The organism is Streptomyces sp. Ru71 (assembly GCF_002920535.1).
Taxonomy (GTDB): domain Bacteria; phylum Actinomycetota; class Actinomycetes; order Streptomycetales; family Streptomycetaceae; genus Streptomyces.
This window is the reverse complement of sequence record NZ_PQSS01000029.1, coordinates 1-18,667: the sequence shown is the minus strand read 5'-3', so window position 1 is coordinate 18,667 and position 18,667 is coordinate 1. Positions and strand designations below refer to the sequence as shown.

At 73.4% G+C, this 18,667-nt stretch carries 15 protein-coding genes; 7 read left to right on the top strand and 8 right to left on the bottom strand.

Annotation, left to right across the window (positions count from 1 at the left end; translation table 11 throughout):
* Positions 1 to 40 precede the first annotated feature (40 nt).
* Positions 41 to 1,147, bottom strand: coding sequence for an AfsR/SARP family transcriptional regulator (locus C3489_RS18770; RefSeq protein WP_103783019.1), 1,107 nt, complete (start codon positions 1,145 to 1,147; stop codon positions 41 to 43).
* 681 nt (positions 1,148 to 1,828) lie between these two features.
* Between C3489_RS18770 and mvk the strand changes: the two genes are divergently transcribed.
* From mvk to C3489_RS18735, 7 genes are all read left to right on the top strand, one after another.
* Complete coding sequence (mvk, locus tag C3489_RS18765; RefSeq protein WP_258054845.1) at positions 1,829 to 2,836, top strand: mevalonate kinase; 1,008 nt, start codon at positions 1,829 to 1,831, stop codon at positions 2,834 to 2,836.
* Complete coding sequence (gene mvaD, locus C3489_RS18760) at positions 2,826 to 3,881, top strand: diphosphomevalonate decarboxylase (protein ID WP_103783017.1); 1,056 nt, start codon at positions 2,826 to 2,828, stop codon at positions 3,879 to 3,881. The genes mvk and mvaD overlap by 11 nt, the downstream gene beginning before the upstream one ends.
* On the top strand, positions 3,878 to 5,008 hold the full coding sequence (locus C3489_RS18755) for a phosphomevalonate kinase (protein ID WP_103783016.1): 1,131 nt from the start codon (positions 3,878 to 3,880) through the stop codon (positions 5,006 to 5,008). Before mvaD ends, C3489_RS18755 begins: the two co-directional genes overlap by 4 nt.
* Positions 5,005 to 6,096: a type 2 isopentenyl-diphosphate Delta-isomerase gene (fni, locus tag C3489_RS18750; protein WP_103783015.1), complete on the top strand. Its 1,092-nt coding sequence runs from the start codon at positions 5,005 to 5,007 to the stop codon at positions 6,094 to 6,096. The genes C3489_RS18755 and fni overlap by 4 nt, the downstream gene beginning before the upstream one ends.
* A complete protein-coding gene (locus C3489_RS18745) occupies positions 6,093 to 7,154 on the top strand; it encodes a hydroxymethylglutaryl-CoA reductase (RefSeq protein ID WP_146075332.1) in 1,062 nt (353 codons plus the stop codon). The genes fni and C3489_RS18745 overlap by 4 nt, the downstream gene beginning before the upstream one ends.
* A gap of 3 nt (positions 7,155 to 7,157) precedes the next feature.
* On the top strand, positions 7,158 to 8,327 hold the full coding sequence (locus C3489_RS18740) for a hydroxymethylglutaryl-CoA synthase (protein ID WP_103783014.1): 1,170 nt from the start codon (positions 7,158 to 7,160) through the stop codon (positions 8,325 to 8,327).
* Between the two features lie 160 nt (positions 8,328 to 8,487).
* Positions 8,488 to 9,480, top strand: coding sequence for a 3-oxoacyl-ACP synthase III family protein (locus C3489_RS18735; protein WP_103783013.1), 993 nt, complete (start codon positions 8,488 to 8,490; stop codon positions 9,478 to 9,480).
* An 82-nt stretch (positions 9,481 to 9,562) separates the two neighbouring features.
* On the opposite strand, the gene C3489_RS18730 is transcribed toward C3489_RS18735, so the two are convergent.
* The 7 genes from C3489_RS18730 to C3489_RS18700 all read right to left on the bottom strand — a co-directional run.
* Positions 9,563 to 9,862, bottom strand: a complete 300-nt coding sequence (locus tag C3489_RS18730) for a DUF6059 family protein (protein ID WP_103783012.1) — start codon at positions 9,860 to 9,862, stop codon at positions 9,563 to 9,565.
* 207 nt (positions 9,863 to 10,069) lie between these two features.
* Complete coding sequence (locus C3489_RS18725) at positions 10,070 to 13,543, bottom strand: condensation domain-containing protein (RefSeq protein ID WP_103783011.1); 3,474 nt, start codon at positions 13,541 to 13,543, stop codon at positions 10,070 to 10,072.
* Positions 13,544 to 14,126: 583 nt separating this feature from the next.
* Positions 14,127 to 14,879, bottom strand: coding sequence for a thioesterase II family protein (locus tag C3489_RS18720; RefSeq protein WP_103783010.1), 753 nt, complete (start codon positions 14,877 to 14,879; stop codon positions 14,127 to 14,129).
* A gap of 121 nt (positions 14,880 to 15,000) precedes the next feature.
* Positions 15,001 to 15,822: an AfsR/SARP family transcriptional regulator gene (locus tag C3489_RS18715; protein ID WP_103783009.1), complete on the bottom strand. Its 822-nt coding sequence runs from the start codon at positions 15,820 to 15,822 to the stop codon at positions 15,001 to 15,003.
* 530 nt (positions 15,823 to 16,352) lie between these two features.
* Positions 16,353 to 17,000 (bottom strand): ScbR family autoregulator-binding transcription factor, encoded by a 648-nt coding sequence (locus C3489_RS18710; RefSeq protein WP_103783008.1) that lies wholly within the window; start codon positions 16,998 to 17,000, stop codon positions 16,353 to 16,355.
* 228 nt (positions 17,001 to 17,228) lie between these two features.
* Positions 17,229 to 18,086, bottom strand: coding sequence for an AfsR/SARP family transcriptional regulator (locus C3489_RS18705; protein ID WP_103783007.1), 858 nt, complete (start codon positions 18,084 to 18,086; stop codon positions 17,229 to 17,231).
* Positions 18,087 to 18,423: 337 nt separating this feature from the next.
* On the bottom strand, positions 18,424 to 18,667 hold a 244-nt coding region (locus C3489_RS18700; RefSeq protein ID WP_308460811.1), incomplete at its 5' end, for a carboxyl transferase domain-containing protein.

Below are 18,667 nucleotides of genomic sequence, written 5' to 3'. Positions count from 1 at the left end.
CAGTCCCCCTCGGTGGGCCGAGGGGGACTGCCGTGGAGGGTCAGCCCGCGGCCGGCCCGGTGCCGGCCAGCGCGGCCCAGGGCACCCGGCGCTCGGCGGTGTCCGCCGCGCGGGCGGACGGCTCGGGCCCGGCGGGTGCGGGCCACGCCGCCACGCGAGGCCCGCGGGGCCTGGCCGGCTTCGCGACCGCCGTGGGACGCTCGCGCCAGCGCAGGGACGGCGCCTGGTCGAGGATCTGCTTCTCCAGCAGCCGCAGCGACGGCCGCGGATCGATCCCCAGCTCCTTGGCCAGCCGTCGCTGGTTGGTGCGCAGCACCGTCAACGCGTCGGCCTGCCGGCCCGCCCGGTACAGGGCGAGGCTCAGCAGCTCACAGCCGTACTCGCGCAGCGGATGGGCCCGCACGAACGCCTCCAGCTCGGCCACCGCGACCTCATGGGCGCCGGCCGCGAGCAGGGCCGCGCAGCGCCCCTCGACCACCGACAGCCGCAGCTCCTCCAGCCGGGCCACGTCCGGCCGCACCCCGAGGGCGTCGGCCACCTCGGCGTACGCCGGCCCGCGCCACAGCGCCAGCGCCGCCTCGAACTCGTCGACCGCGCCCTGCGGATCGCCCCCGTCCAGCGCCTGCCAGCCGGCGACGGCCCGCTCGCTGAAGCGGTGGACGTCGACCTCGACGACCCGGCCGTCGAGCAGATAGCCGCGGCCGTAGGTGCGCAGCACCACCGGCGGGGTGCGGGGCGCGCGGCCGGGCTCCAGCATGCGCCGCAGGTTGGCGACGTACGCCTGCAGCGAGGCGATCGCCGACGGCGGCGCCTTCCCGGCCCACAGCTCCTCCACGATCACGTCGACGGCCACCGGCTCGCCCACCTTGCTGACCAGCAGCGCCAGCAGGGCGCGCTGCTTGGGCGCTCCCGGGTCGACGAGACGGCCGCCGACGACGGCCTCGATGGGGCCGAGGACGCGGAACTCGACCAGGGGACGCGGTGGTTCGGGGATGCGCGGCGCGGGCCGGGAGAGTTCGTCGTCGCGACGTTCCAGCTCCTGGGCCACGTACTCCCGCAGGGCCTCGTTGCTGCGGCGAAGCTGCGAGACCTCGCGCTCCAGCTCCGCCATGCGCCACGCGTCCGCGCGTGCGGGATCGTCAGCCATCCGTGAAAACCCCCATTTCATGGCCCGCTGCGGCCATCGACAGGCCTCGCGCGGACTGCGTCGGCGGACCACCCGCCGGGGTCCCCTTCGCCTCGCCGGGCCGCCGGTGTGCGCGACCCTACGGGCCGAGGGCCTGGGCGCCAAGCCACCACCAGGTGGGCGTCAAGCCGTCGCCAATCGATCCTCCACCCACGCTCAGGGCGCGGCCGGCGCCCGAACGCGGCAGCCCCGGGGCCGGGCGACGGCGCGGCGCGCGGCCGTGGCCCAGGTCACTTCTGCGGGGTGTTGGCGCCGGAGGAACCCCCGTGTCACTATCTACCCACGCCCACCCTGCCCAAAATTTGCTGCGAGGCAGTGGATCGCGTGCCGTACCCGCCGCTGAGCCGCCCAGGGACCGTGTCCTTGCGCGTACGGCATCCGTTTTCTTCCGTGTCCGAGCAACCGCTCGCTTCAGGTGCTGTGCGTCGATGCCCGACGCCCTTCGCCACGACGTAAGCCCGCGCGCCCCCACACCCGGCCCGCGCCATGCCAGGTCGTCGTACGGCGGTTGACGCTCCGTGCCCTCGCAGCGAGCGGCGCACGCATCTGGCGTCCTGCTTCATGCCTATCTCAGAACTCTGGACGAAGCGATCCCATGACCACGCGATCTGCACGCAGAACAGACAAAGGGAGCTGAGTGCGTTGACTCTACCGACCTCAGCGGAGGGGTTATCAGAAGGCCGCCGGGTCCGCTCGGTCGGCATCGGTCGCGCCCACGCCAAAGCCATCCTGCTGGGGGAGCATGCCGTCGTCTACGGAGCGCCGGCGCTCGCCCTTCCGATTCCTCAGCTCGCGGTCACGGCAAGCGCCGGGTGGTCGTCCCGGGCCTGCGACGGTCAGGACGACCTGTCGTACACGATGACCGGTTCCGCCTCACGGGCCCTGGTGACCCAGGCCTCCGACGGCCTGCGCCGGCTGACCCGGGAGTTCAAGACGCTCATGGGGGTGACGGGCGGGCCGCACCTGGACGTGATCCTGGACGGTGCCGTCCCGCACGGCCGGGGCCTCGGCTCCAGCGCGGCCAGCTCCCGCGCGATCGTCCTCGCCCTGGCCGACCTCTTCGGCCGCGAACTGTCCGAGGACACGGTGTTCGACCTGGTGCAGACGGCCGAGAACATGGCACACGGCCGGGCCAGCGGCGTGGACGCCAAGACCGTCGGCGCACCCCATCCGCTGCTGTTCCAGGCGGGCCGCACCGAGCCGGTGGCCATCGGCTGCGACGGCTTGTTCATCGTCGCCGACAGCGGCGTGCCGGGCAGCACCAAGGAAGCCGTCGAACTGCTGCGGGAGGGCTTCAGGCGCCGCGGCGGAGCGCAGGAGAGCTTCGTCGGCCGGGCCTCGGAGCTGACCGAGGCGGCCCGCAAGGCCCTCGCCGAGGGCAGAGCCGAGGATCTCGGCGAACGGCTGACGGACTATCACGAGCTGATGCGCGCGGCCGGCCTCAGCACCGAGCGGATCGACGAGCTGGTCGGCGCCGCACTGAAGGCAGGCAGCCTCGGAGCCAAGATCACCGGTGGTGGTCTGGGCGGCTGCGTCATCGCACAGACCCGGCCCGAAGACGCCCGGGAGGTCACCCGGCAGCTGCACGAGGCCGGCGCCGTACAGACCTGGGTCGTACCGCTGAAGGGGCTCGACAACCATGCTCAGTGACCACCCGACCACCACGGCGATCAGGCCGCAGCGGCAGGGCGCCCACGCGAGCGCCACCGCCGTCGCACACCCGAACATCGCGCTGATCAAGTACTGGGGCAAGCGCGACGAGCGTCTCGTCCTGCCCTGGACGTCCAGCCTGTCGATGACACTCGACGTGTTCCCCACGACCACGCGGGTCCGGCTCGATCCGGCGGCCGAGCACGACACGGCCGAGCTCAACGGCGCCCCGGCCACGGGTGAGGCGCTGCGCCGCATCACCGCCTTCCTGCAGCTGGTGCGGGAGACGGCCGGGCGCCCGGAGCGAGCGGTCGTGGACACCAGGAACACCGTGCCCACCGGGGCCGGACTCGCCTCCTCCGCCAGCGGGTTCGCCGCCCTCGCCGTGGCCGCGGCCGCCGCCTACGGCCTCGACCTGGACGCCGCCGCCCTGTCCCGGCTGGCGCGGCGCGGGTCCGGGTCGGCCTCCCGGTCGGTCTTCGGCGGCTTCGCCGTCTGGCACGCAGGCCCCGAATCCGGCCCGGCCGAGGAGGCGGACCTCGCCTCCTACGCCGAGCCGGTGCCCACGGCCGACATCGACCCGGCCCTGGTCGTCGCCGTGGTCAACGCCGGGCCCAAGGACGTCTCCAGCCGGGAGGCCATGCGCCGCACGGTCGACACCTCGCCGCTGTACCGGCCGTGGGCCGCCTCCAGCAAGGACGACCTGACGGACATGCGCGCGGCGCTGCTGCGCGGCGACCTCCAGGCCGTGGGGGAGATCGCGGAGCGCAACGCGCTCGGCATGCACGCCACGATGCTGGCGGCGCGTCCCGCGGTGCGCTACCTGTCGGCGGCCTCGGTGACCGTGCTCGACAGTGTGCTGCAGCTGCGGCGGGACGGTGTCCTGGCCTACGCGACCATGGACGCCGGGCCCAACGTGAAGGTGCTGTGCCGGCGTGCGGACGCCGAGCGCGTCGCGGCGGCCGTCCGCGACGCCGCCCCGCAGGGCACGGTGCTCGTCGCCGGTCCGGGACCCGGCGCCCGCCTGCTGGGCGAGGACGCGTGAGGACCCGTCAGCGCACGGTGGTCCGGCACGCGCCGGGCAAGCTGTTCGTCGCCGGCGAGTACGCGGTGGTGGAGCCGGGCACCCCGGCGATCCTCGTCGCGGTCGACCGGCGGGTCACCGTCACCGTGGCCGAGCCCGGCCCCGGCGCCGGCGCGGCCGACGTCGTCGTCTCCTCCGATCTCCTGGCGCGGCCCGTGGGCTGGCGGTGGCACGAGGGCCGGCTCGTCGTGTGCGGCGCGAGCGACGCCGGGCGGGCACGCGGCGCCCTGGCGCACGTGGTGTCGGCGATCGAGACCGTGGGCCGGCTGCTGGCCGAACGCGGCCTGCCGGTGCCCGCGCTGGACGTCTCGGTCGGCAGCCGTCTGCATGACGGCGGCCGCAAGTACGGTCTGGGCTCCAGCGGTGCGGTGACCGTGGCGACGGTGGCGGCCGTGGCGTCCTTCTGCGGACTTCAGCTGTCGAACGACGAGCAGTTCCGGCTGGCCATGCTCGCCACGGCCGAACTCGACCCCAAGGGCTCCGGCGGCGACCTCGCCGCCAGCACCTGGGGCGGCTGGATCGCCTACCAGGCACCCGACCGGGCCTTCGTGCTGGACCTGGCCCGCCGCCTCGGGGTGGACAGGACGCTCAGCGCGCCCTGGCCGGGTCACTCGGTGCGCCGGCTGCCGCCGCCGACGGGGGTGTCGCTGGAGGTCGGCTGGACCGGGGAGCCCGCCTCCACCGCGTCCCTGGTGTCCGATCTGCACCGCCGCACCTGGCGGGGCACCGCCTCCCACCAGAGGTTCGTGCAGACCACGACCGACTGTGTGCGCTCGGCGATCGACGCGCTTGAGGCCGGCGACCCGGCGGGCCTGAAGCAGCAGATCCGCCGGGCCCGCACGGAGCTGGCCCGCCTGGACGACGAGGTCGGTCTCGGCATCTTCACGCCCCGGCTCGAAGCGCTGTGCGACGCCGCCGAGGCCGTCGGCGGCGCGGCCAAGCCGTCGGGGGCGGGGGGCGGCGACTGCGGCATCGCCCTGCTGGACGCCGAGGCGTCGCGGGACATCACACACGTACGGCAACGGTGGGAGAGCGACGGGGTGCTGCCCCTGCCCGTCCGCCCCGCCCTGGAAGGGATCGAGGAATGAGCGCTCAACGCAAGGACGACCACGTCCGCCTCGCCATCGAGCAGCATCACGCGCACAGCGGACGCAACCAGTTCGACGAGGTGGCCTTCGTCCATCACGCCCTGGCCGGCATCGACCGCCCGGACGTGTCCCTGGGCACGTCCTTCGCGGGCATCGCCTGGCAGGTGCCGATCTACATCAACGCGATGACCGGCGGCAGCGTCAAGACGGGCGAGATCAACCGGGACCTGGCCACCGCCGCCCGCGAGACCGGGGTGCCCATCGCGTCGGGCTCCATGAACGCCTACCTCAAGGACCCCTCGTGCGCCGGCACGTTCCGCGTCCTGCGAGAGGAGAACCCGGACGGGTTCGTGATGGCCAACATCAACGCGACGACGTCGGTCGACAACGCGCGGCGTGCCATCGACCTGCTGGAGGCGAACGCGCTGCAGATCCACATCAACACGGCGCAGGAGACGCCGATGCCGGAGGGCGACCGGTCGTTCGCCTCCTGGGGTCCGCAGATCGAGAAGATCGCGGCGGCCGTCGACATCCCGGTGATCGTCAAGGAGGTCGGCAACGGGCTGAGCCGGCAGACCATCCTGACGCTGCAGAACCTGGGCGTGGCGGCGGCGGACGTCAGCGGCCGCGGCGGGACGGACTTCGCCCGCATCGAGAACGGCCGCCGGGACCTCGCCGACTACGCCTTCCTGCACGGCTGGGGGCAGTCCACCGCCGCCTGCCTGCTGGACGCGCAGGACGTCGGCCTGCCCGTCCTCGCCTCCGGCGGCGTACGCCACCCGCTGGACGTGGCCCGCGCACTGGCGCTCGGCGCCCGCGCGGTCGGCTCGTCCGCGGGATTCCTGCGCACCCTGCTCGACGGCGGCGTCCCGGCGCTCGTCGCGCAGATCACCACCTGGCTGGACCAGCTGGCGGCGCTGCAGACCATGCTCGGCGCGCGCACCCCCGCCGACCTCACCCGCTGCGATCTGCTGATCCACGGCGAGCTTCGTTCCTTCTGCGCCGACCGGGGCATCGACACGCGGCGACTCGCCCAGCGGTCCAGCTCCGTCGAGGCCCTCCACGAGATGACGGGAAGCACACGATGACCGACACACACGCCATAGCCGGGGTCCCGATGCGCTGGGTGGGACCCCTTCGCATTTCGGGGAACGTCGCCACCACCGAGACACAGGTGCCGCTCGCCACCTACGAGTCGCCGCTGTGGCCCTCGGTGGGCCGCGGCGCGAAGGTGTCCATGCTGGCCGAGCAGGGCATCGTCGCCACCCTGGTCGACGAGCGGATGACCCGCTCGGTGCTGGTGGAGGCGACGGACGCGCAGACCGCGCTCACCGCCGCCCGGACCATCGAGTCCCGCACCGACGAGCTGCAGGAAGTGGTGCGCGGCTGCAGCCGCTTCGCCCGGCTCATCGGCATCCGGCACGAGATCAACGCCAACCTGCTGTTCCTGCGGTTCGAGTTCGCCACCGGCGACGCCTCCGGGCACAACATGGCCACGCTCGCCTCGGACGCCCTGCTCAAGCACCTGCTGGAGACCATCCCCGGCATCTCCTACGGGTCGATCTCGGGCAACTACTGCACGGACAAGAAGGCGACCGCGATCAACGGCATCCTCGGCCGCGGCAAGAACGTGGTCACGGAGCTGCTCGTGCCGCGTGACGTGGTGGAGGGCGTCCTGCACACCACGGCCGCCAAGATCGTCGAGCTGAACATCCGCAAGAACCTCCTCGGCACCCTCCTCGCCGGCGGCATCCGCTCGGCGAACGCCCACTTCGCGAACATGCTGCTCGGGTTCTACCTGGCCACGGGCCAGGACGCGGCCAACATCGTCGAGGGTTCGCAGGGCGTCGTCATGGCCGAGGACCGCGACGGCGACCTGTACTTCGCCTGCACCCTGCCCAACCTGATCATGGGCACGGTCGGCAACGGCAAGGGCCTGGGCTTCGTGGAGACGAACCTGACCCGGCTCGGCTGCCTGGAGGAGCGCGAACCCGGGGAGAACGCACGCCGGCTGGCGGTCATCGCCGCCGCGACCGTGCTGTGCGGTGAACTCTCCCTGCTCGCGGCGCAGACGAACCCCGGCGAACTCATGCGCGCGCACGTCCAGCTGGAACGCGACAACAACACCGCAAAGGTTGGTGCATAGGGCATGTCCATATCGATCGGAATCCACGACCTGTCGTTCGCGAGCACCGAGTTCGTCCTGCCGCACACGGCGCTCGCCGAGTACAACGGCACCGACATCGGCAAGTACCACGTGGGCATCGGGCAGCGGTCGATGAGCGTGCCGGCCGCCGACGAGGACATCGTGACCATGGGCGCCGCCGCGGCCGCGCCCATCATCGCCCGGCACGGCAAGAGCCGCATCCGCACGGTCGTGTTCGCCACGGAGTCCTCCATCGACCAGGCGAAGTCGGCCGGCGTGTACGTGCACTCCCTGCTCGGGCTGCAGTCGGCCTGCCGGGTCGTCGAGCTGAAGCAGGCCTGCTACGGGGCGACCGCGGGCCTGCAGTTCGCCATCGGCCTGGTCCGCCGCGACCCCTCGCAGCAGGTCCTGGTGGTGGCGAGCGACGTCTCCAAGTACGAGCTGGACAGCCCGGGCGAGGCGACGCAGGGCGCGGCCGCGGTGGCCATGCTGGTCTCCGCCGACCCGGCCCTGGTGCGGATCGAGGAGCCGTCGGGCCTGTTCACCGCCGACGTCATGGACTTCTGGCGCCCGAACTACCGCGACGCCGCCCTGGTCGACGGGCAGGAGTCCATCAACGCCTACCTGCAGGCCGTCGAGGGCGCCTGGAAGGACTACGCGGAGCAGGACGGGCGCTCGCTGGAGGAGTTCGCCGCGTTCGTCTACCACCAGCCGTTCACCAAGATGGCCTACAAGGCCCACCGCCACCTGCTGAACTTCTGCGGTCACGACACCGACAAGGACGCCATCGAGCGCGCCCTCGGCCTGACCACGGCGTACAACAGCGTCATCGGCAACAGCTACACCGCGTCGGTGTACCTGGGCCTGGCCGCGCTGCTCGACCAGGCGGACGACCTGACCGGCCGGTCCGTCGCCTTCCTGAGCTACGGCTCCGGCAGCGTCGCGGAGTTCTTCTCCGGGACCGTGGTCGCCGGCTACCGCGAGCATCTGCGCACCGAGGAGAACCAGCAGGTGATCGACCGGCGCAAGAGCGTCGACTACGCCGGCTACCGCGACCTGCACGAGCGCAGGCTGCCCGCCGACGGCGGCGACCACTCCACCGAGGCGCAGACCACCGGCCCGTTCCGGCTGGCCGGGATCAGCGGCCACAAGCGCCTCTACGAGGCCCGCTGACGGGCCTTCGCCGGGCCGGTGAGTGCGCGTGCGGCTCCCCACGCCGCGCGCGTACGGCCCGTTCGTCCCGGCGCGGGGTGCGCCGCCGCTCCTTGGTGGCGCACCCCGCGCCGGACCTTCGCACAGCCATTCCACGACCACCTGAGGGGAGGGCAGCCGCATGACCGACGTCCGGTTCCGCGTTCTCGGTACGGGTGCCTACGTACCGGAACGGATCGTCTCCAACGATGAGGTCGGTGCACCGGCCGGTGTGGACGACGAATGGATCACCCGCAAGACCGGCATCCGGCAGCGGCGCTGGGCCGCCGACGGCCAGGCCACCTCGGACCTGGCCACGGCCGCGGGGCGGGCCGCGCTGAAGGCCGCGGGCATCACGCCCGAGCAGCTGACCGTGATCGCGGTCGCCACCTCCACGCCGGACCGTCCGCAGCCGCCCACGGCGGCCTACGTCCAGCACCACCTCGGCGCGGTGGGCACCGCGGCCTTCGACGTCAACGCGGTGTGCTCCGGCACGGTGTTCGCGCTGTCCTCGGTGGCGGGCACCCTGGTCTACCGGGGCGGCTACGCGCTGGTCATCGGCGCGGACGTCTACTCGCGCATCCTGAACCCGGCCGACCGCAAGACGGTCATCCTCTTCGGGGACGGCGCCGGCGCGATGGTCCTCGGACCGACCGTCCCCACCGGAGCCGGCCCGATCGTGCGACGCGTCGCCCTGCACACCTTCGGCGACCTCACCGGCCTGATCCGGGTGCCCGCGGGCGGCAGCCGGATGCCGCTGGACAAGGACGGCCTGGACGCGAGTCTGCAGTACTTCGCGATGGACGGGCGTGAGGTGCGCCGCTTCGTGATGGAGCAACTGCCGCAGCTGGTCAAGAACTTCCTGCACGAGGCCGGGGTCGAGGCCGCCGACATCAGCCACTTCATCCCGCACCAGGCCAACGGCGTCATGCTCGACGCCGTCTTCGAGGAGCTGCACCTGCCGCGTGCGACCATGCACCGGACGGTGGAGACCTACGGCAACACGGGTGCCGCCTCCATCCCGATCACCATGGACGCGGCCGTCCGCGCCGGTTCCTTCCGCCCCGGTGAGCTGGTCCTGCTGGCCGGCTTCGGCGGGGGCATGGCCGCGAGTTTCGCGCTGATCGAGTGGTAGATCCTCCCGCCACGCCGTCCGTCCGGGCGCCGGTTTTCCGGCGGCACCGGACGGCGGCGCCCGGCGCGGTGAAGCGCCGCTGTCAGTCGCGGTAGTGCGCCGGCCACATGTCGCGGGCGAGCCGCCGTTCCTGCACGGACAACGGACGCTCCGCGCACAGCCGCTCGGGATGCCCGGGCGGCGGACCGGTCAGGCCCGGCGCCGCCGCGTCGCGCGGTGTGACGGGATCACCCAGGTGCGCGGCCGGCGAAGGCGCCAGCAGCGCCTGGCAGTAGACCGCGGGGCCCGCGTAGCCGGCGCCGAGTGCCGCCAGGGAGCGGTGCAGCCGCCGCCCGCAGGAGCATGCCAGCGCCCACAGGCCGCCGCCCCGCCACCGCCTCATGTCCGCCCCTTCGCGCCGTCGCCGGCCGGGCTGCGAGCAGGCCTGCCACCGGCGGGTCTCCCCTGTCGCAGCCACCCTGGACGACGCCGGACGAGCACCGCTCGAACGCCGCCGGAGCGCACATGGAGGGGCTGCCGGCCGTACGGCGACGAGGCGGGGGGCGTGCGCCCCTGGCCCGCTCCGGCGCTCCCGGCACCCCGTGTGCCGTCAGATGTCCTGCGCGCCGGCGTCCCGCAGGGCCCGGGCCAGGTGGCGGGTCCGCTCCCGCTCGTCCTGGGCCCCGCCGGCGAGCACCACCCGGGGCGGGCTGCCGCCGTCCTCCCCGATACGCCGGGCCAGGTCGCAGCCGAGCGCGCCCGCCCCGGAGAAACCGCCCAGCAGCAGCGACCGGCCGACTCCGTGCGCGGCCAGCGCCGGCTGCGCGCCGTCGGCGTCGGTGAGCAGCACCAGCAGCTCCTGGGGGCCCGCGTAGAGGTCGGGCAGCAGGTCGTAGCAGGTCGGGGGCGCGTCCGGCGGCGGGATCAGGCAGATGGTGCCCGCCCGCTCGTGCCCGGCCGCGCGCAGGGTGAGCAGCGGGATGTCCCGCCGGGCCACGGGGCCCTGGGCCAGGCGCGGCACGGCTTGGTCCTCCAGGAGTTTGAGCACCTCGGCGACGGTGGTGTACTCCCCCGCCGCCACGGGGAGCACGCGCAGCAGCATGGCGCTCAGCGCGAGCAGTTCGGCCACCGTCTCCTTCTCGAACAGGGCCCGGTCGTAGACGCCGGTGAGGACCAGGCCGCCCGAGCTGTCGTGGTGGGCGAGCAGCCCGATCGGCGGCACGGTGCGGGCCGGCACGGTCACCGGGAACTCGCCGCGGATGCCGTGGGCGGCGAGTTCGGCCTCCAGCCCGTCCACCGGATGCGGGGCGTCCTCGAAGACGACGACGGTGTCGGCGCACCCGCCACCGCCCGGCCCGCCTCCGCCCCAGGACCGGATCCAGTCGCTGGGCACCCATTCGTAGGCGGCCATGTCCAGGGCGCGGTCCCGCAGTTGCCGCAGCAGGCCCGGCACGGTGCTCGCCGGGTCCACCTCCACGGACATCGGCAGCGCGTTGCGCAGCGGCCCCGGCATCCCGGCAGCGCCGTCGAAGAGTATGCCCCGCCCCGACACGGTCACCCCGAACGAGACCGGGGCGGCTGCGCCGGCCGCGGACCCCCAGTGGATCAGCAGCGCCCACACGGCCTGCAGCACGCTGCTCTCGGCGGTGCCCCAGGTGCCCGCCCAGCGGGCGAGACGGGTGGTCTCGACGGGGTCCAGGCGCAGCCGTGCGTGGCCGACGCCGGTCAGGCCGGTGGGCCCGGCGGGCCGGGTGGGCCGGGACACCGCACCGTCGGGCGGTGCGCTGTCGGCCCAGAACCCCTGCGCGGGCTGCGGGTCCTGGGCGGCGACCCAGGCACTGTAGTCACGCAGATCGGGCCGGCGTTCGCCGCCGGGCAGGGTGCCGCCGGAGAGATAGGCGCGGTAGAACTCGCGGAGCAGGATGTGCGCGCTGCGGGTGTCGAGCAGGGCGCGGTGGTAGGTGACGAGGATCCAGGTGGGCGCGGCCGGGCCGGCGGGCCGGGCCGGTTCCCTCTCCAGCAGGGTCAGGCGCAGAGCTCCGGGCCGGCGCAGGTCGAAGCCGCGCAGCCGGTCGTGCTCCAGAAGGGCGGACCAGTCGCCGTCGTGGACGGACCGGCGGGTGATGTCGGGAGTGCCCCGCTCGTGGACGACGAGCATCGGGTGGGCGCCGGTGAACGCGGTGCGCAGCACGGTCTCGCAGTCGATGACCGACTGCCAGGACGCGGTGAAGCGGGCGAGGTCGAGCGGGCCGTGCCAGACCCACACGAGCTGTTCGACATGGTGTCCGGTGCCGGGCTGCGCGTCGCCGCAGGTGAACAGCGCGGACTGCTGGGGGGTGGCGGGGAAGACGGGCAGGGGCCGGGCGGCGGGCGTGCCGGCCAGTTCCTCCAGCAGCTCGCGCAACAGGCGGGCGAGGGCGCGCACGGAGGTGCCGGTGATGCCGCCGGCGGGGTCGTCGGCCCAGTCGAGGCGCAGGCACAGCCTGCCGTCGTGGACGCGGGCCCGCACCTCGACCGGGTACGCGGGCCCGCCGGGCAGGGGCCGGGCGGAGACGGGCAGGGGTCCGCCGAGGTCGTCGAGCACGAGACACACCCGGGCGGGCGCCAGGTCGCGCAGGGCGTGCCGCAGCGACGCGTCGGGGCTCCACTCGCGGCAGGCTCCGAAGCCGGCGCCGCCCGCGCCCCGGCCCGCGCAGCCGGCCAGGGTGTCGGCCAGCGCGGTCAGCTGGCCGAGCGGGTCGAGGCCCGCCTCGGGCGCGAGGTGGACGGGGTACGGCTCGGTGAGCCGGCCCACGTGGCGTCGCAGGCTGACGCGGTCGGCCCGCGGGTCGCTGCGTACGTCGAAGGCGACCTCGTCGGTGTGCTGCCAGCGGGCGAGGGCCAGGGCGAGCACCCCGGTGAGCACCTGCCCCGTGGTCAGCGCGAGCCGCCGGGCCAGACCGTCGGTGATCCGTTCGCTCGCCTCCTCCTCCAGGATGAACGCCGTGTCCTGGGCCTCGCCCTGCGCGCTGCCGGGCCCTTCGGCCCCGCGGGCGCCGGGCCCGCTCACCCGGGCGGGCCGGGACGGGCCGGGCATCCAGGACCTGCGCGCGGCGACCTGGGTCCAGTGCCCGGCCTCGGTGCCGTCCTGGGCCAGTTCACGCAGTTCGGCGACCCAGTCGGCCAGGCCGTCCGGCGCGGGCTGCGGCGGCGCCGCGAGCCTGCGGGGGGCCGCGCCGAGGGCGGCGGTCAAGTCGTCGAGCAGGATGCGCCAGGAGCCGGTGTCCACGGCCAGTGCATGGGCGACGACCGCGATCCGGTCGGCACGCGGTCCGGCCGGACGGCGGTCCCGGGCGAGCAGAAGCCGCAGCTGGAGGCCGGTGTGCGCGTCGAGCGTACGGCCGGTCGCGTCCAGGAGCGCGGCGAAGGAGGCGTCGTCGGTGAACTCCCCCTCCACGAGCAGGTCCCCCTCCACCTGCAGGTCCTCCTCCACCTGCAGGTCCTCCTCCACCTGCAGATCCCCTTCCACCTGCAGGTCCCTCTGCCCCGGCGGCGGATTCCCCTGCCCCGGCGGCGGATTCCCCTGCCCCGGCGGCTGATTCCCCTGCACCGGTACATCCTCCTCCCCCGGTGTTTCCCGGCCGCCCCCGAGGCGGGAGCGCAGCTGGGGGTGGGCGGCCACGACGGTCCGCAGCGCCTCGCGCAGCGCGCCCGTGTCCGGCCGCACGGCCCCGGCGAGCAGCAGCGCCTCATAGCGGTGCGGGCCGCAGCGGGCGAGGACGGCGTGCTGAGCGGGAGTCAGCGGGCGGTCGGCGGTGGGCGACGGCTCGGTGAGCCGGTCGGCGATGCGGCCCGCTACGAGGGCGGCGGGCGCCGGCTGCGCCACGGGCAACCGCAGCGTGTGCCGGTCGGCGCCGTGCCGCACCAGCCGGTGGCGCTCGGCGGGCCGGCCCGTGTCGCCGGCCGTGAGCTCGACGAGGAGGTCGTCCAGCGCGGCGGCGTCGAGCGGGCCGTGCAGCTCGATGTCCCACGGCGTCGGGTGGGAAGGGTGCCCGGGGCGGACGACCACGGAGATCGGCGCGTTCGGGAAGCGATGAGGTGTCATGACGTCCGGGGGTGCGCCGCCCGCTGCGGGTGGCCGGGTCCCCTCTCTCCTTTCTGCGGGCGCGGAACGAGCGTGCGGGGTTCGGAGAGGGCCCGGGCGCCGTGCCCGGGGCGGCAGGGTCCGAAGGGTGTGCGACGGCCCGGTGAGGCGAGGACGCCAGGAGTGGGTGAAGGGTGCGCGGAGCGCGAAGGGGCGCACCTGGGCCGGACCGGACCGTACCGGCCGCGCCCCCACTGCCTTCCCCCCATGACCCTCTCCTGGCCTGCCTGTGTCCACAACGGTCGGGAGCGCCACGTTAAGGGCAGTTTGCGGTCGAAGCCGGTTTCCCCGAGCAGGGGTACAGCCGAGTGCGAGCAGAGCCCGAGCATCCGGCGACCGTGGGCGCGAGTGGGCCGGTCGTGGGGGGAGGACCGCGGTGGGCGTACCCGCGAAAGCGCGGGGGATGAGTTTCCCGGACCGCCCCGCTCACCGGCGACGGCGACGGCGACGGTGCACGCTGGCGGCAGGGTGGCCGCGTCACGGCGTGCGGGTGGTCTCGGTGTTGTGACGTCGTATGCGCGCGGCCGGTGCCCGCGTCGCGGGATCAGCCGACGGGCTCGGGCTCCTGGACGAGGCGTCGGGCGACGCGGCAGGCCCGGCCCAGCAGCCGGGGCATGTCGGGGCTGCCGCGGTGCAGGAAGTGGCGTGCGGGCACGGTCCGCAGCACGACGGGTCCCTTGGTCAGCCGGGACCAGCGCTCGACTGTGGCGTGTGCCGTGCGCGGGTCGTCCTGCGGGGCGACGACGAGCACCGGGGTGGTGAGCGGCCCCGCCTCGCAGGGATTGTCGGCCGCCTCCTGCAGGTCCTGTGCCAGTTCCAGGTCGGCGCGGAGTTCGGGCAGCACGGCCCGCAGCCAGATCCCCTCGTCGCTGCCGGACGGCACGGCGCCCTCGCCGCTGAGCATGTGCAGCAGTTCGGCGTCAGAGGCCCGTCGCACATCCGGCAGGCAGGCGAACGGGTACGGCGGCGACCAGGCGCCGACGGCGAGGAACGCCGGGCCCGGCAGGCCCGCCTCGTGCAGCGCACGCGTCACGCTGAGCGCCGTCATCGCGCCGAGGCCGTGCCCGTACAGGGCGAACGGGCCGGGACGCGGTTCGGTGAACAGCGGCATGACGTCGGCCAGCAGCGCCGCCTGTGTGGTCAGGCGCGGTTCGGTGCGCCGCTGCGCACTGCCCGGCAGCAGGACCGGGACCGCGTCCACACCTTCTCCGACGCTCGTCGCCCAGTCGTCGAAGACGAAGACGCCCTCGGCAGAGTGTGCGAAGCAGTGCAGTCGCACCGGCTGTTCGACCGACATGTGCACCCTCCTCTGTGCCCGCTCCGGGTACACGGGGCGGGGTAAGAGCCTTGCCGGACCGTCTCGAATCGCACTGGAGACCCGGCCGAGGCTCCTTGGGCCGCAGTGCGAGTGGCCCGGCTCAGGCGGCGTACCGGTCGAAGGTGGAGCCGCGGCGCGGGCCCGCCACCACGTCGAGTTCCGGGTCGACGGCGAGCATGGCCTGGTGCAGGCGCTGCAGCTGCGGCGAGGGCTCCACGCCGAGCTCCTCGATCAGTCCCTCCCGCAGTCTGCGGTACACGGTCAGCGCGGAGGCCTGCCGGCCGGAGCGGTACAGCGCCACCATGGCCTGGGCGTGCAGGCCCTCGTGCTGGGGGTGACGGGCGATCAGGTCCGTGAGCTCGGCGATCAGTTCGGTGTGCCGGCCAAGCCGCAGATCGGCGTCGATACGCCGCTCGGTGGTCATCAGCCGGGACTCCTCCAGCCGCGTGACCTCTATCTCCAGCACCGGGCCGAGTCGTACGTCCACCAGCGCGGGCCCCTGCCACAGGGCGAGGGCCTGACGGTAGGAGCGGGCGGCGCGTTCGTCGTCGCCGTCCTCGAAGGCCTCCTGGCCCTGGGCGACCAGGCGTTCATAGGTGTGCACGTCCACGGATTCCGGCGGGACCTGCAGCAGGTAGCCGCCGTGCCGCGTGGCCAGGACGTTCTTCGCCGCGCCCGGGGTGTCCGATCCCATCGCGCTGCCCAGGCACCGGCGCAGCTGCATGATGTACGTCTGCAACGTGGTCATGGCGCTGTGTGGCAGCTGCGTGCCCCAGATCTCTTCCATCAGTGTCGACACGGGCACGACGCGGCTCGGATACAGCGCGAGCAGGGCGAGGACCTGTCGCGGCTTTCCCGCTGTCGGGACGATCGAGTCCCCGTTCACGGCGGCACACAGCGGACCCAAGACCTGAATCTCCATGGTTCCCTCCGTTCGTCGTCGGGCACTCCCGATGGCGGAAAGTCGTCGGCGAACCTGCACGCTAGCCTTACTCGCACCGGAGGCATCGGTTCCTTCAGTGGCATTTGAGCAATCCTCGAACAGTCGAGCGGATGGCAAGACACCCGCTCACGCGCCCCGCGTGCGCCCCGGACCCAGGTCCCGCGCCTCTGCCGCGCTCGGCCGGCCTTGCCCCGTGGGCGAACCGGCGGCCCGCAGCCGGGACTTCGTCCCCGGCGTACGGATGCGCCGACACGGCTTCAGCGCACCGCCGTGCCCGGCCCGCAGCGATACCGGGCCGCGCCTGGCTGGTCTCCGGCGTCCAGGGCCGGGTGTTCCGAGCACGTGCGCTGGGCCTGGGGAAACCAAACCGCCCAACGCGTATCCCTGATCCCCTGCCGGGGTTCCACAGCTGCCAGGCTGCCCCAACTTACGTTGCTGCAGCGAAGCCGGGAAGAGTTGCCGCACGCATCCGGGAAGAGTTACCGCACGTGTCCGGGGCCGCGTGTCCGCTAGCGCGGAGTCCGCGCGGGCGCCACGGCCGGGCGCCGCGTGCCGGACCACACCAGCGTGCCGAGGGCACGCCGGTCGGCGAGGGGCGGCATCAGCAACTCGCAGAACCGGGTGACGTTCTGCTGGGAGAGCCAGAAGCCGTCCTTGCCCCCGAGCACTTCCAGGCCCACGGTCACGGCGACGATGACGCGGGCCGCGTCCGCCCAGGACACCCCGTCGGCGAGCGCACCGCCCTGTGCGGCCCGGCGCAGGCTGTCCTCGACCCAGTTCTGCCACTCCGTGTGCAGCGGGGATGTCGGACGGCGCGCGATGTCACCGGCGAGCTGGAAGCCGCCGCGGACCACGACGTCCTGGGCCAGGGCCTTCGTCAGCTCGTGCAGGGCGTCCACCACCGCCTGCAGGGAGTCGCTGTGCCGGGCCCGCGCCGCCTCGGTGAGCCGCCGCACCCTCTCGACGGCCTCCGCCTCGACCGCTTCGGCGAGCGTGGTCTTGCTGGAGAAGTGGAAGTGCAGCGCCCCGTTGCTGACACCGGCCCGTTGGCTGATGGTGGCCAGCGACGCGGGAACGAAGCCGACTTCGGCGAACACCTCGGCCGCGGCCTGGATGAGTGCCCGCCGCGTCCGCGCGGCTCGCTCCTGTTTGACCATGTGCTGCCTCCTGGGCACGGGATGCCGGAAGCCGGCAGGAACCGACGGTCTGTCCCTCGCACGGGCGCGGCGTGCGAGGAACAGCACTTAGACTAACAAACCGCTTGTGCGGTTTCATATAGAGCGGCAACACGGCGGCTGGCCATGGCTGAGGGGCCGCGGGAAGCGGCCCCTCAGTTCCTGTTCGCCTGGACGTGTCGCTGTGGCGCCTTGCGGCGGCCGGTGTTCCTAACGGGCGTTGCTGCCCACCCGTACGGCGGAGACCGCGGCGGGCACCCGGTGGTCCGGCACGGCCTCCTGGGCCGCCACCAGGATCGACCGCTGGAGGCGGCGCAGCCGCGCCGACGGCTCCAGGCCCAGCTCCCGTACGAGGGTGCCGCGCAGCCGCTGATAGACGTCGAGGGCCTCGCCGCGCCGGCCCGAGCGGTGCAGCGCCACGATGAACTGGGCGTGCAGGTTCTCATGGGTGCGGTAACGGCTGGTCAGCACGGTCAGCTCGGCGAGCAGTTCGCGGTGGCGGCCGAGCCGCAGGTCGGCCTCGATGCGCTGATCGAGGGCACACAGCCGGCTCTCCTCCAGCCGCCTCGCCTCCATCTCCAGCCGCGCACCGGTCTGCACGTCGGCGAAGGCGGGCCCGGTCCACAGGGCGAGCGCCTCGGACAGCAGGCGCGAGGCGCCCTGGAAGTCCTCGGCGTCGAGCGCGCGGTAGCCCATGCCGGCGAGCCGCTCGAACTCGCGGACGTCACTGCTGCCGCCGCCGGAGACGAGCATGTAGCCCCCGGGCGCGGTGACCAGGACGTCCTTGGCGCTGCGGGCCGGGGCCGCGGCGCCCTCGGCCTCGGACGCCTCCTTGTCCAGCGCGAGGCCGATGAGGTCGCGCAGTTGAAGGACGTACGTCTGCAGCGTGGTGCGCGCACTGCGCGGCGGCCGGCCGGCCCACAGCTCGTCGATCAGCGCGGAGACCGGCACCACCTGGTCGGCGTGCAGCGCCAGAAGCGCCAGCACCTGACGGGGCTTCGGGGCGGTAGGAGCGATGGAGACCCCGTTCTCCCGGACGTCCAATATCCCCAGTACCTCGATCTGCACGCCGTCTCCCCCTAGATCTGTGTGCTGTGCTCAGCAACTCACGAGTACAAAACAGCGCACACGGTTTGTCAATATCAAACCGAGTGCGCTGTTTTGGTGTACCGTGCAGCCGTTTCGCTCCTGCCCCGCTGAGCACGCCTTTGAGCTGCTTGTTCATGGGGTCGGGGCCGACCGTCCAGGCTGGTCCGCGCTGCGGAACTTCCAGCATGTGGATGGATCTACGCTCCCAAACAGACGGGCACAAGACCGTACGAGCTGTTTACGGGTGGGATAACAGACGTGTCGTGCGGTTGCCTTGAGCTACCGTCAGCAGGGTTGTCGCCGTGGGTCCGCGGGGTTACTGCGGGGGGTTGCCGTGCTTGCGGGAGGGCAGGTCGGCGTGCTTGCTCTGGAGCATGGCGAGGGAGCGCACGAGCACCTCCCGCGTCTGTACGGGGTCGATGACGTCGTCGACCAGCCCGCGCTCGGCCGCGTAGTAGGGGTGCATCAGCTCGGCCTTGTACTCCTTGACCACCTTCTGCCGCATGGCCTCGGGATCCTCCGCCTCCGCGATCTGCCGGCGGAAGATGACGTTGGCCGCT

What these genes read in the sequence shown, in the direction of transcription:
- C3489_RS18770 (WP_103783019.1), bottom strand. Translation starts at nt 1,147, where the DNA reads ATGGCTGACGATCCCGCACGCGCGGACGCGTGGCGCATGGCGGAGCTG.
- mvaD (WP_103783017.1), top strand. Translation starts at nt 2,826, where the DNA reads ATGCTCAGTGACCACCCGACCACCACGGCGATCAGGCCGCAGCGGCAG.
- fni (WP_103783015.1), top strand. Translation starts at nt 5,005, where the DNA reads ATGAGCGCTCAACGCAAGGACGACCACGTCCGCCTCGCCATCGAGCAG.
- C3489_RS18745 (WP_146075332.1), top strand. Translation starts at nt 6,093, where the DNA reads ATGACCGACACACACGCCATAGCCGGGGTCCCGATGCGCTGGGTGGGA.
- C3489_RS18740 (WP_103783014.1), top strand. Translation starts at nt 7,158, where the DNA reads ATGTCCATATCGATCGGAATCCACGACCTGTCGTTCGCGAGCACCGAG.
- C3489_RS18735 (WP_103783013.1), top strand. Translation starts at nt 8,488, where the DNA reads ATGACCGACGTCCGGTTCCGCGTTCTCGGTACGGGTGCCTACGTACCG.
- C3489_RS18730 (WP_103783012.1), bottom strand. Translation starts at nt 9,862, where the DNA reads ATGAGGCGGTGGCGGGGCGGCGGCCTGTGGGCGCTGGCATGCTCCTGC.
- C3489_RS18725 (WP_103783011.1), bottom strand. Translation starts at nt 13,543, where the DNA reads ATGACACCTCATCGCTTCCCGAACGCGCCGATCTCCGTGGTCGTCCGC.
- C3489_RS18720 (WP_103783010.1), bottom strand. Translation starts at nt 14,879, where the DNA reads ATGTCGGTCGAACAGCCGGTGCGACTGCACTGCTTCGCACACTCTGCC.
- C3489_RS18715 (WP_103783009.1), bottom strand. Translation starts at nt 15,822, where the DNA reads ATGGAGATTCAGGTCTTGGGTCCGCTGTGTGCCGCCGTGAACGGGGAC.
- C3489_RS18710 (WP_103783008.1), bottom strand. Translation starts at nt 17,000, where the DNA reads ATGGTCAAACAGGAGCGAGCCGCGCGGACGCGGCGGGCACTCATCCAG.